Genomic DNA, 18386 nt, shown 5'->3' with positions numbered 1-18386 from the left:
CCGATCCTCGCTGCAAACCTTCTGCTTGACAAGAACTCATTATAAAAATATACTTACTTACAAAAAGTAATTAAATAAAAAGTTAGGGGAGTGCCGACATGCATCCTGAAATGAAGCTTGGACCGGTTAAAATTAAGATCAGCCGGATGGACCGTTCCATCGCCTTTTATACAGAAATTATCGGACTGGAAGTGTTGAAAAGAGAGGGGAGTACGGCGGAGCTGGGACCCAGAGGATCCGCAAGCCCGATTCTGATCCTCGAGGAGCTGGAGGACGCCGTCATCGTGCCGGAGCGTTCGCATGCGGGACTGTACCATTTTGCGATCCTGCTGCCGAGCCGGGAACATCTCGGAACAGTCGTCCGCCATTTCATCCAGACCGACACGCCGTTTGGCCAAGGGGACCACGCGGTCAGCGAAGCGATCTATTTGAGTGATCCGGATCAGAACGGGATCGAGGTCTATGCAGACCGTCCAAGAGATACGTGGCGCAAGGAGCCGAACGGGAATTACGTTATGGTCACCGAAGCGGTGGACCTTCGCGGCCTGCTGGAGCAGTCGGCCGGGCTGGAATGGCAGGGGCTGCCTGCGGGAACGGTGATCGGGCATGTTCACTTCCATGTCGGAAGCCTGCCCGAAGCGAAGCGTTTCTACTGCGATATACTGGGGTTTGACGTAGTCGGCGATTATGCGCGGATGCGCGCACTGTTCATCTCGGCCGGAGGTTACCATCACCATGTCGGCCTGAATATTTGGGCAGGCGCCGGGGCGCCGCCGGTACCGGCCAATGGCACCGGCATCGATTATATGACGATCGTGCTGCCGGGGGCGCGTGAGGTGGAGGAGCTCGTCCAGCAGGTCCGTGAAGCGGGAATGGCTGCGGAAGAGCAGGAAGAAGGCGCCTTTCTCGTCAGGGATCCGTGGAATATAGGGGTGCGGTTGACTTCGGCCGGTCGCGGCTGAGCACATTTTAAGTAACCGCTTTTTAATAAAAAGTCATGGCCTGCCGATCAAACCGTATTTCATAAACCGGGTCATTTCGCTCCGGAACTCGGAAAGGTTCTGCAGCAGTGCGCCCTGATTCATTTGGTCATGCTGGAGAATGGAGCAAATGCCGGCCGTCAGGCCCAGCTCCAATGTGAAAATTTCTTGGATCCCGTTCATGCTTCCTTCCTCGATCCGCCGCTTGATCTCCTTGATTTCGGCGCTTTGCCGGTACAAGGATTGGTCAAAGTACTGGGAAAGCTCGGGGTAACGCGAGGATTCGGCAAAAAGAATGCTGTACTGCTCATGGTTGCGCTCGATCATCGTGATCCGTTTATTCACGTAACGCTCGATCAGCTCTTCGTTTGTGCTCTGGCTCAAATCTGTGTGCGCCGTAGTTTCTTCATCGGGCTCGGCTGTAACAACGCACGCTTTGAGCAGTTCCATTTTACTGTTGAAATATTTATACATGGCCGCTTCGGAAATGCCGCAGGCTTTGGCGATTTCACTCGTCTTCGTGGCGTCATAGCCGGATGTAGAGAAAAGCGTCCTTGCCTGCTGGATGATCCGCTGCTTGGTCTGTTCGCCTTTGTTCATATCGATCTCCTTCAGTTTCGTGAAAAGGGTGTCCGTGTATTTAAAATTATAATAGAAGTGACAAAGAAGACCAGCATGTAAGCTGGTCTTTTTGTATGCCTGTTTAGACGATTATATCAGGTTAACTTTTTAAAAATCCAGGCTCTGCAAAGCTCGGATTCGGATATTTGTAGAAGCCCTCGCCGGCGGCGCGGCCGATCTTGCCTTTATCGAGGTATTCGGATTTCAGGAGATTCGCGATCTTTTCGAATTCCGGGTCGCCGGTCGCCTTGGCTTTGGCCAGGCCGATATTGTAGGCGGTGTTGATGCCCACCACGTCCAGAATGGCGAACGGTCCCATCGGAGCGCCGGTTGCCACCATCCATGTTTTGTCGATCGTTTCCGGGTCGGCCACTTCTTTGACCAGCAGCAGCTGAGCGGCTTCCAGCAGCGGGACCAGCAGGGAGTTCAGGATGTAGCCGGGCTGCTCCTTATGCAGCGGCAGGGCCACCATGCCGATCGCTTTGACGAATTCGATGACGTCGTTGAACACCGTCGTGTCCGTGCCGGGATGCTTCATGATTTCGCCGGTGTTGTTTTTCCAGATTTCATTGGCAAAATGGAGCGCCAAAAACTTCTCCGGCCGCCCGGTTGCTTCGGCGAACTGGCTCGGCAGCAGGGTGGAAGAGTTCGTGGCAAATACGGTCCGTTCCGGGGCCACCTTGCTCAGCTCCTGGTAAAATTCGGTTTTAATCTGCACCACTTCGGGGATCGCTTCGATCACCAGATCGGCTTGTGCAACCGCTTGGGCCAGGTCGCTGTTGAAGGAGAGGCGGCTAAGAGCCGCGGCAAGTTCTTCCTCCGAGGCGCCAAGATCGCTCTGATAATGAGGCATCAGATCGTGGATACGGCTTTTGGCCCGTTCCAGTGCCTCATCGTTAATGTCGTATACGGTGACTTCAAAGCCCTTGAAGGCGGTCTGAAAAGCAATTTGGCTGCCCAGCACGCCGCTGCCGGCAACTGTAATATGTTTGAAATTCATGATGCATTGCTCCTTTTCTTAGATGTGGTTATTGTCGTCTTCGGGTTATCCATTCATACGCAAAGCCCAAGGTGGAGAAGGCCCGCGTGGATTGCCGCCAAGATCGCCCGCCAGCCGATATAAGATATCCCAGCAGCAAACAAAATTTAAAAGTAAGTACTCACTAACTTATTTTCAAACCGATTATGCTCCTTTTTTCCTACCAAGTCAACAGCACAAATCAGGCAAAATTGTTCTTGCCTTTTTCACATGGCGGGGATACAATGTACCCATACAACTTGTACGTACATGTTCTGATAAATTGTGTATTACTATATATAAGTATGTACAAGTAAAAATATCAGTTTACGCACAGCAAGTGGACGAAACCGAAACATGGGAGGCTATAATCATGAAATTGAAACCGCATTCATTTTGGTTTGTAACCGGCAGCCAGCACTTATACGGACCCGAAACGCTGGAACAGGTAGCCGATCATTCCCGGATCATCGCAGAGCAGCTCGGACAGGATACAGCTGCGATTCCGTATCCGGTCGTTTTTAAACCGATCGTGAAGACGTCCGACGAGATTTACCAGCTGATCGTTGAGGCGAACAGTGACGAATCCTGTGCCGGCATTATTACGTGGATGCATACGTTCTCTCCGGCGAAAATGTGGATCCGCGGTCTGACGCAGCTCCAGAAGCCGCTGCTTCACCTGCATACGCAGTTTAACCGCGACATCCCGTGGGAAACGATCGACATGGACTTTATGAACCTTAACCAGGCTGCCCATGGCGACCGCGAGTACGGTCATATCGGAGCCAGACTGGGCATCGCCCGCAAGGTGGTCGTCGGCCACTGGGAAGACGGAGACGTGCGCCGCAGTATCGGCGGATGGATGCGCACGGCGGCAGCCTTCGCGGAGAGCCGCAGCCTGAAGGTAGCGCGCTTTGGCGACAACATGCGCGAAGTAGCCGTTACGGAAGGCGACAAGGTTGAAGCGCAAATTCAGTTCGGCTGGTCGGTCAACGGCTACGGCGTCGGTGATTTGGTCCAGGTGCTGAACGAAGTGCAGGACAGCGAAGTAGAGACGCTCCTGAAAGAGTATGCAGAACAGTACAGCATTACACAGGCGGGCTTGTCTGCCGGTCCGGTGCGCGACGCCATCGCCTATCAGGCGCGGATCGAAATCGCCATGCGCCGCTTCCTGGAGGAAGGCGGATTCGGGGCCTTCACGACGACGTTCGAAGATCTTCACGGACTCCGGCAGCTTCCGGGTCTTGCCGTGCAGCGGCTGATGGAATCCGGATACGGCTTCGGTGGCGAAGGCGACTGGAAGACGGCTGCACTGACCCGCGTCCTTAAGGTTCTTGCAAACAACAAGAGCACCTCGTTCATGGAGGATTACACATACCATTTCGAGCCAGGCAACCACATGATTCTCGGAGCGCACATGCTCGAGGTATGTCCGACGATCGCGGCCACGAAGCCGACGATTGAAGTGCATCCGCTCGGCATCGGCGGCAAAGAGGATCCGGCCCGCATCGTGTTCGACGGCCAGGACGGTCCGGCGGTCAACGCTTCCCTCGTCGACCTTGGACACCGCTTCCGCCTTCTGGTGAACGTCGTGGACGGCGTGAAGGTCGACAAGCCGATGCCGAAGCTTCCGGTGGCCCGCGTGCTGTGGAAGCCGCAGCCGTCGCTCCGCGAATCGGCTGAAGCCTGGATCCTGGCCGGCGGCGCGCATCACACGGTGCTGTCCTATGCCATGACGGCCGAGAACCTGACGGACTTCGCCGAAATGGCCGGCATCGAAGCCGTGGTCATCGATAAAGATACGTCCGTGCAGCGCCTGAAGAACGAGCTCCGCTGGAGCGAGGCGGCTTACCGCTTGAGATAACCGGACCGATGTCTGTGTTCACCCGGCCTTGTGTTACAATACTCAAAGAGAACGAAGCCTTCCGGGATGAATCGGCAGATCCAGCCCGCAAGGCCGAAATACAGAGCATGCCGCTGAGGTGAATGATGAATAACAGACGGATTCCCAAATATATTCTACTGAAGAACGAGCTGCTGTCCTGGTTTGAATCGGGCAAGCTGAAGCCCGGGCAGCAGGTTCCTTCTGAAAATGAAATTGCCGAACAGTTCGGCCTGAGCCGCCAGACGGTGCGCCAGACGTTCAGCGAGCTGGAGAAGGAAGGCTGGCTTGAACGGATCCAGGGCAAAGGCACCTTCGCCCGCTTTCCGGGACGCCGCGAGAGCGAGCTGGTCAAGACGATCGGCATTATGACGACTTATATATCGGATTACATCTTCCCGCACATCGTACGGGGTGCGGAAGCCGAGCTGCGGAGCAGAGGCTACCGGCTGCTGCTGTCCAGCACCGACAATAACAAGGACAAGGAAATGGAGAGCCTGAAGCTGATGACCAGCCAGCCGCTCAGCGGACTGATCATCGAACCGACGAAGAGCGCGGAGGGCAACCCGAACCTTGGCTACTATTTGGAGCTGCAGGAGAAGGGCATTCCTTACCTGATGATCAACGAGAAGTACCGGGAGCTCGAGTGCCCGCTGCTTCGGGTCGACGATGAGCTGGGCGGCTACAAGGCAGCCGACCATCTGCTGGCGAACGGGCATACCCGGATCGCCGGATTCTTCAAGCGGGACGACCTGCAGGGCGTCAACCGGTTGAAGGGCTTTCTGGCCGCCCACAAAGCGCGCGGCGTCGCCGTAGCCCCCAAGCGGGTCGTCACGTATACGACCGAGCAGAAGAACGACCTGCCGTTCCGGCAGGCGCTGCAGCTGCTGAGCGGAGCGGCGGAGGAACGGCCGACCGCATTCGTCTGCTACAACGACGAGCTGGCGGTCAGCCTGATGGGGGCCGCGCTGCAGCTCGGACTCCGAGTGCCGGAGGACGTGTCGTTCGTCGGCTTCGACGACTCGATGCTGGCCTCGGCTTCCGGAACGAAGCTGACGACGCTGACCCATCCCAAGACGGCCATGGGCCGGGATGCGGCCAGCCAGCTGATCGCGATGATCGAAGAGGGATTGGCTCCCGGAGATACCCTGTACGAACCCGAGCTGGTGGAGCGGGACTCGGTTGTAAACCTGAACGTTAACGTGTAAAAAGGCAGATGAAAGTCCGGTTATGCGGACTTTCATCATACAACTTGTACGTACAACTATAGTGGGAGAGGAAGTGTCTGCAATGCTGGAAGCACTGAAACAGCAGGTGCTGGAAGCGAATTTGGACCTGCCCAAACACGGGCTCGTCACGTTTACCTGGGGAAATGTCAGCGGCATCGACCGCGAGAGCGGGCTGTTCGTCATTAAGCCGAGCGGGGTGCCTTACGAAGAATTGAAGGCGGAGGACATGGTCGTTGTGGACCTGGAAGGCCGGGTGGTTGAAGGGAATTTGCGCCCGTCGTCCGATACGCCGACGCATATGGTGCTGTACCGCTCCTTCCCGGAAATCGGCGGCGTGGTGCATACCCACTCCCCGTGGGGTACAAGCTGGGCCCAGGCCGGGCGGGCGCTGCCTGCTTGCGGGACGACGCATGCCGACTATTTCTACGGTGAGATTCCGGTTACCCGACCGATGACGAAGGTGGAGATTGAAGGCGCTTACGAGCTGGAGACCGGCAACGTCATCGTGGAACGTTTTCACGAGCTGGGATTGGACCCGCTGGAGGTGCCGGGGATTCTCGTGCATGCGCATGCCCCGTTCGTCTGGGGCAAGGATGCGCATAATGCGGTGCACAATGCGGTTGTGCTCGAGGAAGTGGCCAAGATTACGGCCCGGATGCTTCAGCTGAACCCGGAGACGCCGCCGATGGACCAGAGCCTGCTGGACCGCCACTTTTTGCGGAAGCATGGCGTTAACGCCTACTACGGGCAGAAGTGATATCGCACAGCACTTATAAATTTTGAAAACGCGGAGGAATCCAAAATGGGGAAAAAGTATACCATCGGAGTGGATTATGGGACCCAGTCCGGACGTGCTGTACTGGTGGATTTGTCGAACGGCCATGAAATCGCCGACCATGTGACGCCGTATCCGCACCATGTCATCGACGAGCGGCTGCCCGGATCGGGCATCAAGCTGGAGTATGATTGGGCGCTGCAGCATCCGGACGATTACCTGGAGGTGCTGAGAACTTCCGTGCCGGCCGTCGTTCGTGAATCGGGAGTCAATCCCGAGGATATCATCGGCATCGGCATCGATTTTACCGCCTGTACGATGCTGCCTGTCGACGAGGCCGGCGAGCCTCTGTGCTTCCAGGCCGAGCTGGCGGACCAGCCGCACAGCTGGGTGAAGCTGTGGAAGCATCACGCGGCGCAGCCGGAAGCCGACAAGATCAACCGCATCGCCGAGGAGCGCGGTGAGGCGTTTCTGGCCCGGTACGGCGGCAAAATTTCGTCCGAGTGGATGATCGCTAAAATTTGGCAAATCCTGGACGAGGCGCCGGACATCTATGAGAAGACGAACATGTTTCTGGAAGCGACGGACTGGGTCATCTCGCAGATGACAGGCAACATCGTCCGCAACAGCTGTACGGCGGGCTATAAGGCGATTTGGCATAAGCGTGACGGCTATCCGTCGAAGGAATACTTCAAAGCGCTCGATCCGCGCCTGGAGCATCTGACCGATACGAAGCTGCGCGGCGAGGTCATTCCGCTCGGAAGCAATGCCGGAGGGCTGCAGCCGGCCATGGCGGAGATGATGGGCCTTAAGCCGGGCATCGCGGTGGCGGCAGGCAACGTGGACGCCCATGCGGCCGTGCCGGCGGTCGGCGTCGTGACGCCGGGCAAGCTCGTCATGGCGATGGGCACGTCGATCTGCCATATGGTGCTCGGCACGGAGGAAAAAGAAGTCGAAGGCATGTGCGGCGTCGTAGAGGACGGCATCATTCCGGGGCTCTTCGGATACGAAGCCGGTCAGTCGGCGGTCGGGGATATTTTTGAATGGTACGTGGAAGAATCCTTGCCTGCCTATGTGAAAGAAGCCGCGGCGAAGGAAGGGCTGAGTGTTCACCAATGGCTGGAAAGGGAAGCCTCTGCCTACAAACCGGGCCAATCGGGCCTGCTCGCGCTCGACTGGTGGAACGGCAACCGCTCTGTTCTGGTCGATACCGACCTGACGGGGATGATCCTTGGCATGACGCTGCTGACAAAGCCGCAGGAAGTATACCGTGCCCTGCTTGAAGCGACCGCCTTCGGCACCCGGAAAATCGTCGACGCGTTCCAGGAGAGCGGTGTCGATGTGGATGCGCTCTACGCCTGCGGCGGCCTGCCGCAGAAAAATCGCTTGCTGATGCAGATATACGCCGACGTGACCAAACGCGAAATTTTCGTGGCGGATTCCAAGCAGACGCCGGCGCTCGGCGCCGCGATTTTCGCCGCGGTGGCTGCAGGCAAGGAAGCCGGCGGCTACGACGATGTCGTGACGGCGGCGCAGCAAATGGCGCGCGTTAAGGAGGAGACGTTCAAGCCGATTCCGGAGAACGTTGAAGTATACGAGAAGCTGTATCAGGAATATAACCTGCTGCACGATTATTTTGGCCGCGGCGAGAACGATGTGATGAAGCGGCTGAAGAAGATCAAGCTGTCCACGGAAGCGGAGCTGAAGCCCGTCCGGTAATAATTTCGCGGAAGTTTTTCTTGCGAGATCCGGAAGCGGAGGCTCGAAACTTATACTATCTGATCTCATAACAAAGGACCGTCCTGTATTCAGGAACGGTCCTTGTTTAGACGTATGGCCTATTAGGTAACTGCAGCTGTCATTTAGGAAGAACGGATTTCCAGCACCTCGTATTTGATCAGCCCCATCGGTGCATCGACGGTCACGACGTCCCCGACCGTTTTACCGATCAGCTCTTTGCCCAGCGGGCTTTCATACGAGATTTTGTTCTGGTAGACATCAGCTTCCGCCGGACCAACCACGCGGTACTCGAGATCTTCCTTGAACTCGATGTCGTGCAGCTTCACGAACGAGCCGACACTGACAGCAGATGAGTCTGCCTTATCGGCAATGCGGGCTTTGGTCAGCATTTTCTCCAGCTGCAAAATGCGGGTCTCCATAAAAGCTTGGTCATCTTTGGCGGAGTGATATTCGCTGTTCTCCTTCAAGTCGCCGTAGCTGATCGCCAGCTTGATGCGTGCGGCCAGCTCTTTGCGCTTGACGGTCTTCAATTCCTCAAGCTCAGCCTCAAGTTGGGCAAGGCCTTCGGGGGTCAAAATAATTTCGTCATTGGACATAGTTCACAACTCCTCTTCATTACATTTTACACGATATCCATATTTCATGCGAAACATTCGGCGTTAGCGCGTAAATTGAAGAGGGGCAAGCTCAGTCGAGTATTAGTCTTCCTTAACATCATACAATACGCGGGCGAGCAGATCCTGGCTGTAGTTGCCGAAATTTTTGCCATAGATGGTCAGGCCGCGCTTGTTGACCGACTGCTCGGTGACCGAGAGGCGGAAGGTAAGCTCGCTCTTGTAATCCAGCTGAATTTGGTCCAGCGTCACGTCGGAAATCCGGCAGCCGTCGATGAAACTGCCATCGTTGTTGATGCGGATCAGCTTCAGCATGCCATATTGGTTCAGATGCGGCGGCCACCAATCCGGGTTAAACGTGCCGCGGGCATCCCCGAAGTCCCCCGGGCTGGTCCAGGAACCGATTTCGATCCCGTTTAAGTGAAAATAAATGTCCGACGGGTAGTTATCGTTATATCCCGGAGCTTCCGAGCTGAGCTCCATGGAAAATTGGATCTCGCGGAACGTCTGGTTCGGCTTCAAATAATTCGGAATCCGGTATTCCAGAAACCCTTCCGCCAGCCAAATGATCTCGGCGTCGATCCGCTGCGGATCCGCAAAATAGCGCGGGTCGTCAAAGTCGCCTACGATGCTGTCCTTGGTGGCCAAACCGCAGGTAGGTACCGCCTGATAGTTGCTGTAGTGGCCGACTTGAATTTCAACTTCATACAGGTTTTCGACGTCCCTGCTGCGCAGGTCAACCATCAGTTTGTCCTTATTCAAGTAACAGATCTTCTGAATGCCGTGTTTGCCGACGCTGGTATTGATCTCAATCAGACCGCTTTCTTCCAGCTTTTTGATGTGCATCGTAATCGCACCGTTGCTGAGGTTCAGCCGGGTGGCCAGGTCGTTCAGGTTCAGCGCCTGGTTTTTCGCGAGCAGTTCGAGAATTTGGATCCGGATTTCCGAGCTGAGGGCCTTGAAAATGTCGATCCCGCTCATCAGATTTTTAATATAGATCATGGAATTGAATACCTTCTTCCGATTGTAGAGGTGGTGTTCTTTTATTTTAAATAATTATAAACTAACTAAATCGTTAATGAAAGCATGCATTCCTTTTTTGTAGATATATACGAAATAGTCATAGCATATTCTACAAATCACAGAGGCATCTTTAGGTATTTTTAAAGTAAAACAAACTAGCATTTTCCTTGATTTTATAAGGTTTTTTAGAGTTTATACATCGCGCCGGACACAGAAAATTCATTTTAGTTTAAAAAAATATAAATAGATTTACATTTATTTATTTACAGCATACTTCATCTATGTTATTTTATACTTGTAAACGGATTCATTCAATTTATCTCAAATTATTTTATTATTTTCTAAAATGGAAGGTGATATCAGTGGCATCAGCAGCAAATAAGGCCAGGGTGGTCGTGGACAAGGCGTTTCGGATCGCCGAAGTGGATAAGCGCATCTACGGCTCGTTTATTGAGCATTTAGGCCGCGCCGTATACGGCGGCATATATGACCCGTCCCATCCCGAGACGGACAGCCTCGGTTTCCGGGAGGACGTAAAGCAGCTGGTCCAGGAGTTGGGCGTGCCCATTATCCGTTATCCCGGGGGCAATTTTGTGTCCGGCTACAATTGGGAAGATGGCGTCGGTCCGCGCGAGTCGCGTCCAAGAAGGCTGGAGCTGGCCTGGCGCACCGTCGAGCCGAACGAAGTCGGGACGAACGAGTTCATGGCATGGGCCAAGGAGATCGGCTCCGAAGTCATGATGGCGGTCAACCTGGGAACGCGGGGCGTGGATGCGGCAAGGAACCTGCTTGAGTACTGCAACCATCCAAGCGGAAGCTACTGGAGCGATTTGCGGCGCAGCCACGGCTATGATCAGCCCCATAAGGTCAAAACCTGGTGCCTCGGCAACGAAATGGACGGTCCTTGGCAGATCGGCCAGAAGACGCCGCAGGAGTACGGACGCCTGGCTTATGAGACCGGCAAGGCCATGAAGCTGGTGGATCCCGATATCGAGCTGGTATCATGCGGCAGCTCCAGTACGGGCATGCCGACCTTCCCGGAATGGGAAGCCATTACACTGGATCATACATATGACGTAGCCGACTTCGTATCCCTGCACCAGTACTACGGCAACCGGGACGGCGATTCGGCGAACTTCCTGGCGCGTACGATGGACATGGACCATTTTATTCGCACCGTCATTTCAACCTGCGACTACGTGAAGGCGAAGAAGCGGAGTAAGAAGACGATGTACCTGAGCTTCGACGAGTGGAACGTCTGGTACCATTCAAACGATGCGGATACGAAGATCGATCCCTGGACCGTCGGTCCGCCGCAGCTGGAGGATGTCTACAACTTTGAAGACGCGCTGCTGGTCGGCGGGATGCTCATCACCTTCCTGAAGCATGCCGATCGGGTGAAGATGGCCTGCCTTGCGCAGCTGGTCAACGTGATCGCACCGATCATGACCGAGACCGGAGGGCGCTCCTGGAAGCAGACGATTTTCTATCCATACCTGCACGCTTCACGTTACGGCCGCGGGGTATCCCTGCAACCGATCGTGGATTCGCCGAAATACGACGCCCAGGATTATACCGATGTGCCTTATTTGGAGACGGCGGTCGTATATAACGAAGAGGAAGAAGAGCTGACCATCTTTGCACTGAATCGCCATCTGGAGGAGGCGCTCGACGTGGAATGCGACGTCAGAGGCTTTGAAGGCTACCAGATTGCTGAGCATATCGTTCTGGAGAATGATGATTTGAAAGCGGTCAATACTGCGGCTGAAGAGAACGTTAAACCGCATTCGCACGGCAGTGCGGCATTGAAGGACGGGTTTGTGAGCACCCGCCTGTCCAAGGCATCCTGGAACGTGATCCGGCTGAAAAAAGCTTAATTAGGGCAGGTCCTTGCTACCCGGCTGGCAGGCGAGTTCCGGCATACCAGCCTTCATAACCCATTGGCATGGACGTAACCCATAACATCATAGACTCGCATGACTGCATCTGCCGATTCCTCTTTGACGTTTGGCAATGGAAAGATCGTGCCAAGAGGAACGGCAGATGTTTTTTGTGGGACGAAACGACCCGCAGGAGAGATGGCGGCATCTATCCAACATGGCCTTGATGTACATCAACATGTACGTACAAGTGAAAAGGGTTCGTGTGAAATTGCAAGCTTTCAAGTTTTTCAAATCAAAAGGAGTACGCTGAACAATAAAAAAATACGAGATATAGTATTCCATTTAGGGGGCGGAAGTTTTGAAGAAGAGCTTTGTTATTTCATTATTGATGATATTTGCGGCAAGCATGCTGTTGTCGGCATGCGGAAGCAGCAGCGAGAAGACGATTACGTTCTGGACGCCGCTGACGGGCGACGACGGAGCTTACATGGATGAGATCGTCAAAGAATACAACGCGACGAATCCCGACATCAAAGTGAAGCACGTCATCACTTCCGATATGTACACCAAGCTTTCTACCGTGCTGAACTCGGGCAAGGGCGTTCCGGATCTGGCCATTATCCATGCCGACCGCGTTCCCGGCTTCGCGAAGCAGGGCGTGCTGGAACCGATCGAAAGCGCGATCAAGGGGCAGCCGGAAATCAAGGAAGCGAATTACCTGCCGCAAGCCTGGTCCACAGGCAACATCGACGGCACCCAATATACGGTTCCGCTCGACATTCACAGCAACGTCATGTACTACAACAAAGATTTGCTGAAGAAGTATAACGCGGAATCCATTCTCGACGACAATATCGTGACCATCGACGAAATGCTGTCCCTGAAAGGCAAACTGGCTTCGGACGAATATGTCGTCAACGATGCGCTGCTGGGCTGGGTCATTCTGGCACAGGTTCAGGACCTGGGCGGAGACATCCAGGAAAACGGCAAGCCAGCCGTCAATACGCCGGTGATGAAGCAGGCTTTTGAAAATGTGAAAAAGATCGCCGACGCCGGCCTCATGACACCGTTCGGCGAAGACGGCTACTTGATGTTCCAGTCCGGCAAAGTGCTGTTCTCGACAGACGGAACTTGGAGCTCGACGGCCCACGCCAAGGTTGACGGCCTCAATTTCGGCGTAACCAACGTGTACTCGCCGACGACGGACAAGTTTACGAACCGCGCTTCCTCCCACTTGTTCACGATGTTCAAGAACGACAAGCGTTCGGATGAGAAAGAAGCGGGCATCGGCGCCTTCCTGGAATTCGTGCGCGAGCACTCCCTGGAATGGGCGAAAGCCGGACAAATCGTCGCAAGTAAGCAGGTGAACGAAAGTCCGGAGTACAAGCAGTTCATGCAGTCCTTCTTCACCTCGAATGAGCAGGAGACCAAATCGCTGTACATCTACACTTACGAATACTATCCGTACGTAGCCGAAGCCGTGGATACGTACTGTGCCGATATCGTCCGGGGCAATGTGGACTTGGACGAAACGCTGCAGACGATGCAGAAGTTCGTCGAGGATAAGATCGCAGAGAGCAGCAGTAAACAGGCGACCAAGTAGGCCTTTTGCTAAGCAGATAGAATGAACTAAAGAAATGAATGTTATAGGCCGTATGAGGGCCGTTTTAACAGGAGGTTCCATGCAAAAACTTTAGTTCAATCTATACAGAACGAAGGAAATAGTGTGCCGGACCGAAAGCGTCTGGCGCATTATTTCTCCAAAAGGAGAAATTACAAGGCTATGAATAAGAAATCATTTGCACCGTTTTTCTTTGTCGGCCCTCATCTGATTCTGTTTCTTATCTTCATTCTGATTCCAACGATTTACGGGATCTATGCTTCGTTTACGCAGTGGAACCTGATGAACGATCCGGTATGGATCGGCCTGGCCAACTATAAAACGATTTTGTTCGACAGCAGCTCGACCTTCCACACCCAATTTTTCAACGGCCTGAAAAATACACTGCTGTTCGTCGTGATCAGCGTACCGCTGCTCATCGTCATTCCTTTGCTGGTCGCCGTCGCGCTCGAGCACAAGCAGGTCAAGCTGAAAGGCGTCATTCAGTCGATCATCTATATTCCCGGCTTGATCTCCATTTCCGCGGCTGCTCTGATCTGGCTGCTTATTTTCAATAAACAGCTGGGCATTACCGGCAACGTATTCCATTCGCAGGTGGCCTGGGCGGCGACGCAGCCTTATGCGTGGATTATTATTTTCGTCATCACGGTATGGGGCGGCGTCGGCGGCAACATGATCATTTACCGTGCGTCCATTGCCGGCGTCTCTAAGGAACTATACGAGGCGGCGGAGATCGACGGAGCCGGTTCCGTGCGCAGATTTTTCAGCATTACCCTGCCATCCATCAATTTCCCGCTGATCTATACGTTCGTCATGACGACGGCAGGCGCGTTCAACGTGTTCGGCCAGCCGTTAATGATGACCGATGGGGGACCGAGACAGAGCACGCACGTCCTGATGATGTACATCCGCCAGCTGGCCTTCGGCCAAGGGGAATCGATTGCCGGCATGGCGTCGGCGATGGCCGTACTGCTCGGTTTGGTCATTCTGGTCATTTCGGCGCTGCAGTACTATGTCATGAATCGAAATACGAGATAGGCCGCTTAGGCAGAGGCTGGATTTAGGATACGAGAGGTAGGGTTAATCAAAATGTCCAAAAAAGTAAGTATCTCCAAATATATCGCTTACCTGTTCTTGATCGTGCTTTGCGTCATTTGGGTGATTCCGGTCGTGTTCGGAATTACGACTTCCTTCCGTTCGCAGACCGAGGTCGTGTCCTCGGGCTTTCGGCTGTTTCCGAAGGAATGGATATTTGAGAATTACGTCGCCATTCTGGAGAATACGTCCACGGCACCGATTTTGCGCTGGCTGTTCAATTCCGTCTTTATCGCGGTATCGCACACCCTGCTCGTCATCGTCATTATTTCGCTTACGGGTTACGGGTATTCCCGCATGAACTTCAAAGGGAGAGACACGCTGTTCTTCACGCTGCTGGGCATTTCGTTTTTTCCGGGCGTCGTCAACATCATCCCTTCCTATAAAATCATCGACGCCTTCGGCTGGGTGAACACTTCTTGGGCCATGATCATTCCCGGTCTCGCAGGTATGGGCAACATTTTTCTGGTCCGGCAGTTTATGAAAGGTATTCCGGGCGAGCTGGACGAATCGGCGCGTGTGGACGGCGCAGGGGATTTCCGCATTTATTTTTCGATCATCCTTCCGCTCATCAAGCCGGTGCTGATCGTGTGCGGCCTGTTTTCCTTCGTCGGATCGTGGAACGACTTCCTGTGGCCGGTTATCGTCTATACGGACGTGGATAAAATGCCGATTACAGCGGGCTTGCTGCTGCTTCAGGATATTTACGGCAACTACCGCATGATCGGGCAGCTGATGGGCTCGGCGATGCTGGCGATCATTCCGACGCTGCTTCTGTTCGCGTTCGCCCAGAAATATTTTATTCAGTCGATCAATTTGAACTCTGGCATTAAAGGATAATAGGAAGTTTTTATCAAAATAAAGAAGATCTAAATAAAAGTTGAAAATGAATGTTTAGGGCAAGTACGTAAAATGTTCCTACGATCATCTCTTGTTTTCGGATTTCTTGATTGGATTGAACCCGTGAAAGGGAGAAATCCGAAAGCCAAATATGAACGCTTCGCTTCTTCGGAATCATTTTACTCCCTTGCTTGCATCGTATTCTTTAGTTCAACCTATCTAGCATCTCGTGGGAGGATTCAGCTATGCATAACGTGATCGTCAATACGGATATTTCCAAAGGGAAAATCAATAAAAATATATACGGCCATTTTGCGGAGCATCTGGGCCGCTGCATTTATGAAGGGATTTGGGTCGGCGAGGATTCGCCGATTCCGAATACGAAGGGAATCCGCAACGACGTACTGGCTGCTCTTAAGAACATCAAGGTGCCGGTTCTGCGCTGGCCGGGGGGCTGCTTTGCCGATGAGTACCACTGGAAGGACGGCGTCGGTCCAAGGGAAGGCCGTAAACGGATGGTCAATACGCACTGGGGCGGAGTCGTCGAAAATAACCATTTCGGCACCCATGAATTTATGCTGCTCTGCGAGCTGCTGGAATGCGAGCCGTACATCTGCGGTAACGTCGGCAGCGGCACGGTTCAGGAGATGTCCGAGTGGGTCGAGTACATGACCTTTGACGGCGAATCGCCGATGGCCAACTGGCGCAAGGAGAACGGCAGAGAGCAGCCGTGGAAGCTGAAGTATTTTGGCGTCGGCAACGAAAACTGGGGCTGCGGAGGCAACATGCGTCCCGAATACTATGCTGATCTGTACCGCCGTTATCAGACGTACGTACGTAATTACGGCGACAATATAATTTACAAAATCGCCGGCGGCGCCAATGTGGACGATTATAACTGGACGGAAGTGCTGATGAAAAACGCCAGCTGGCTGATGGACGGTCTGAGCCTGCACTACTATACGATTCCGGGCGACTTCTGGCTGGGCAAAGGCTCGGCGCTCGATTTTGAAGAAGGCGAATGGTTTATCACCATGAAGAAGGCGCTGCATATGGACGAACTGATCACGAAGCACAGCACGATCATGGACAAATACGATCCGGAGAAGCGCGTCGGCATGATCATCGACGAGTGGGGCACCTGGTTTGACGTGGAGCCGGGCACAAATCCGGGATTTTTGTACCAGCAGAACTCGATCCGCGACGCGCTGGTGGCCGGCGTGCACTTTAACATTTTCCACAACCATGCGGACCGTGTCCAGATGACGAACATCGCGCAGACGGTGAACGTCCTTCAGGCGATGATTTTGACCGAAGGCGAGAAGATGATCCTGACGCCGACGTATCATGTGTTCGATATGTTCAAGGTCCATCAGGATGCGGAGGTGCTGGCCGTCGAGTCTGCGGTCGGAAGCTATGAAATGGGCGGCGAGGCACTGCCGCAGGTAACCGTGTCGGCTTCCAGGGATGCCGAAGGCAAGGTGCATGTCAGCCTGGTCAACATCGACCATGCCGGCGAAGCCGAAATCAGCTTGGACCTTCGCGGCCTTGCTGCCGAAAGCGTGCAGGCTTCCGGCACGATTCTGACGGCCGACCGGATGAACGCGCACAATACGTTCGAGCAGCCGGATGCCGTGGCACCAAAAGCGTTTGACGGCGCCAATGTTGAAGGCGGTCGTTTGAGCGTGAAGCTGCCGCCGATGTCCGTCGTTACGCTGGCCATTCATTAATCGAAGGTTGACTGCGTGCAGCGCCATTACAGTAACAGCAAATAGGGAGGGTGTGTTGTCATGGACCGTCAGGAAGGCTGCAAAGGGTGCAGCGAGAGCGTCCAGGTTTCGCCGGAAAAACTGCAGCGGCTCGTAGAGATCGCGACCCGCGGCAGGGAGACGGCATCCGAAGAGGTATACCGCCGGCGGATCGGGCAGTGCGAACAGTGTCCGGGGCTTCAATACGGAACGACCTGCCAATACTGCGGCTGTCTCGTTGAGGTGAAGACCCGGCTGCTGGAATCCGCTTGTCCTTATCCCTTTGCCCCGAAATGGAGCTAGAACTATTGATTTTGGCATGAAGACATAGACATAAAGGAGAGCCTGATATGGAGAGAAACGAAACTTACAACAACCCGGTCGTGGAGCAGCGCGCCGATCCATGGGTTTATAAGCATACGGATGGTTATTATTATTTCACGGCTTCTGTGCCGGAGTACGACCGGATCGAAATCCGACGTTCCAAGACATTGCAGGGTTTGGGTGAAGCCGAACCGGTTGTGGCATGGCGCAAATACGAGACCGGACCGCTCAGCGCGAACATCTGGGCGCCGGAGATTCATTTTATTCAGGGAAAATGGTACATCTACTTTGCGGCGGCGCGGACGACCGAGACCAATGACGGATTGTTCGACCACCGGATGTATGTCCTGGAGAACGACTCGGCCAATCCGCTGGAAGGAACCTGGACGGAGAAGGGAAAGATCCGCACCCAGTGGGAGTCCTTTGCGCTGGACGCGACCACCTTTGAGCATAACGGAGTGCTGTACTATGTTTGGGCCCAGAAAGACCCGGACATCGAGGGCAATTCAAATCTGTACATTTCGGAAATGAGCAATCCGTGGACGCTGCAGGGCAAGCAGGTTATGATCTCGACCCCGGAGTATCCGTGGGAAGTAATCGGCTTTAAAGTCAACGAAGGGGCAGCCGTACTGAAGCGGAATGGACGCATCTTCATCAGCTATTCGGCCAGCGCCACCGACCACAATTACTGCATGGGACTGCTGTATGCCGACGAATCGGCGGATCTGCTGGATCCGGCCTCCTGGGTGAAGTCGCCGGAACCGGTATTCGCCACCAACGAGGAGAACGGGCAGTATGGGCCGGGGCATAACAGCTTTACGGTATCTGAGGACGGGGAAGACGTCATCGTTTATCATGCCCGGAATTATAAAGAAATTACCGGCGATCCGCTGTACGATCCGAACCGGCATACGCGGATGCAGATCTTCGGCTGGAATGAGGATGGGACACCGAATTTCGGGGTTCCGGTGAAGGATGGAGAACGGTAATTTG

At 54.2% G+C, this 18386-nt stretch carries 16 protein-coding genes; 12 read left to right on the top strand and 4 right to left on the bottom strand.

Annotated features, from left to right (window positions below; all coding sequences use genetic code 11):
• The first annotated feature begins 98 nt into the window (after positions 1-98).
• The gene (locus ABID47_RS28135) at positions 99-962 is read left to right on the top strand and encodes a VOC family protein (protein ID WP_116233991.1); all 864 of its coding nucleotides are present in this window, start codon (positions 99-101) and stop codon (positions 960-962) included.
• A gap of 33 nt (positions 963-995) precedes the next feature.
• Here ABID47_RS28135 and ABID47_RS28130 read toward each other — a convergent pair whose 3' ends face one another.
• Together ABID47_RS28130 and ABID47_RS28125 are read right to left on the bottom strand one after the other, a co-directional pair.
• Positions 996-1580 (bottom strand): TetR/AcrR family transcriptional regulator, encoded by a 585-nt coding sequence (locus tag ABID47_RS28130; protein WP_105444968.1) that lies wholly within the window; start codon positions 1578-1580, stop codon positions 996-998.
• Between the two features lie 121 nt (positions 1581-1701).
• Positions 1702-2601 carry a 3-hydroxyacyl-CoA dehydrogenase gene (locus ABID47_RS28125; protein ID WP_354501777.1) on the bottom strand — a complete coding sequence of 300 codons (900 nt, stop codon included), beginning with the start codon at positions 2599-2601 and terminating at the stop codon, positions 1702-1704.
• Positions 2602-2992: 391 nt separating this feature from the next.
• On the opposite strand from ABID47_RS28125, the gene araA reads away from it, so the two are divergent.
• The 4 genes from araA to ABID47_RS28105 all read left to right on the top strand — a co-directional run bounded on the left by araA (position 2993) and on the right by ABID47_RS28105 (position 8224).
• A complete protein-coding gene (araA, locus tag ABID47_RS28120) occupies positions 2993-4483 on the top strand; it encodes an L-arabinose isomerase (RefSeq protein ID WP_105444970.1) in 1491 nt (496 codons plus the stop codon).
• Between the two features lie 125 nt (positions 4484-4608).
• Complete coding sequence (locus ABID47_RS28115; RefSeq protein ID WP_181909246.1) at positions 4609-5709, top strand: GntR family transcriptional regulator; 1101 nt, start codon at positions 4609-4611, stop codon at positions 5707-5709.
• 82 nt (positions 5710-5791) lie between these two features.
• Positions 5792-6487, top strand: a complete 696-nt coding sequence (araD, locus tag ABID47_RS28110; RefSeq protein WP_105444971.1) for an L-ribulose-5-phosphate 4-epimerase — start codon at positions 5792-5794, stop codon at positions 6485-6487.
• A gap of 45 nt (positions 6488-6532) precedes the next feature.
• Positions 6533-8224: a ribulokinase gene (locus ABID47_RS28105; protein WP_116233996.1), complete on the top strand. Its 1692-nt coding sequence runs from the start codon at positions 6533-6535 to the stop codon at positions 8222-8224.
• A 143-nt stretch (positions 8225-8367) separates the two neighbouring features.
• Here the strand turns inward: ABID47_RS28105 and greA are convergent, their stop codons facing one another.
• A complete protein-coding gene (gene greA / locus ABID47_RS28100) occupies positions 8368-8841 on the bottom strand; it encodes a transcription elongation factor GreA (RefSeq protein ID WP_076173555.1) in 474 nt (157 codons plus the stop codon).
• Between the two features lie 102 nt (positions 8842-8943).
• Positions 8944-9861, bottom strand: a complete 918-nt coding sequence (locus ABID47_RS28095; RefSeq protein WP_076173556.1) for an ArsR/SmtB family transcription factor — start codon at positions 9859-9861, stop codon at positions 8944-8946.
• A gap of 302 nt (positions 9862-10163) precedes the next feature.
• On the opposite strand from ABID47_RS28095, the gene arfA reads away from it, so the two are divergent.
• From arfA to ABID47_RS28060, 7 genes are all read left to right on the top strand, one after another.
• Entirely contained in the window at positions 10164-11759 is a 1596-nt protein-coding gene (gene arfA / locus ABID47_RS28090; RefSeq protein ID WP_354501772.1) for an arabinosylfuranosidase ArfA, read from the top strand.
• A 394-nt stretch (positions 11760-12153) separates the two neighbouring features.
• Positions 12154-13368, top strand: coding sequence for an extracellular solute-binding protein (locus ABID47_RS28085; RefSeq protein WP_435530681.1), 1215 nt, complete (start codon positions 12154-12156; stop codon positions 13366-13368).
• 180 nt (positions 13369-13548) lie between these two features.
• The gene (locus ABID47_RS28080) at positions 13549-14424 is read left to right on the top strand and encodes a carbohydrate ABC transporter permease (RefSeq protein ID WP_116233998.1); all 876 of its coding nucleotides are present in this window, start codon (positions 13549-13551) and stop codon (positions 14422-14424) included.
• Between the two features lie 51 nt (positions 14425-14475).
• Positions 14476-15321, top strand: coding sequence for a carbohydrate ABC transporter permease (locus tag ABID47_RS28075; protein WP_089548563.1), 846 nt, complete (start codon positions 14476-14478; stop codon positions 15319-15321).
• A 245-nt stretch (positions 15322-15566) separates the two neighbouring features.
• A complete protein-coding gene (locus ABID47_RS28070) occupies positions 15567-17051 on the top strand; it encodes an alpha-N-arabinofuranosidase (protein WP_354501766.1) in 1485 nt (494 codons plus the stop codon).
• Between the two features lie 60 nt (positions 17052-17111).
• Complete coding sequence (locus tag ABID47_RS28065; protein WP_105444976.1) at positions 17112-17372, top strand: DUF6171 family protein; 261 nt, start codon at positions 17112-17114, stop codon at positions 17370-17372.
• 47 nt (positions 17373-17419) lie between these two features.
• Entirely contained in the window at positions 17420-18382 is a 963-nt protein-coding gene (locus ABID47_RS28060) for a glycoside hydrolase family 43 protein (RefSeq protein ID WP_354501763.1), read from the top strand.
• Positions 18383-18386: the final 4 nt, after the last annotated feature.

The organism is Paenibacillus favisporus (genome assembly GCF_040545415.1).
GTDB classification, from domain to species: Bacteria; Bacillota; Bacilli; order Paenibacillales; family Paenibacillaceae; genus Paenibacillus_AQ; species Paenibacillus_AQ favisporus.
Note: the sequence above shows the minus strand (reverse complement) of the source record. Positions and strands in the feature narration are given on the sequence as shown.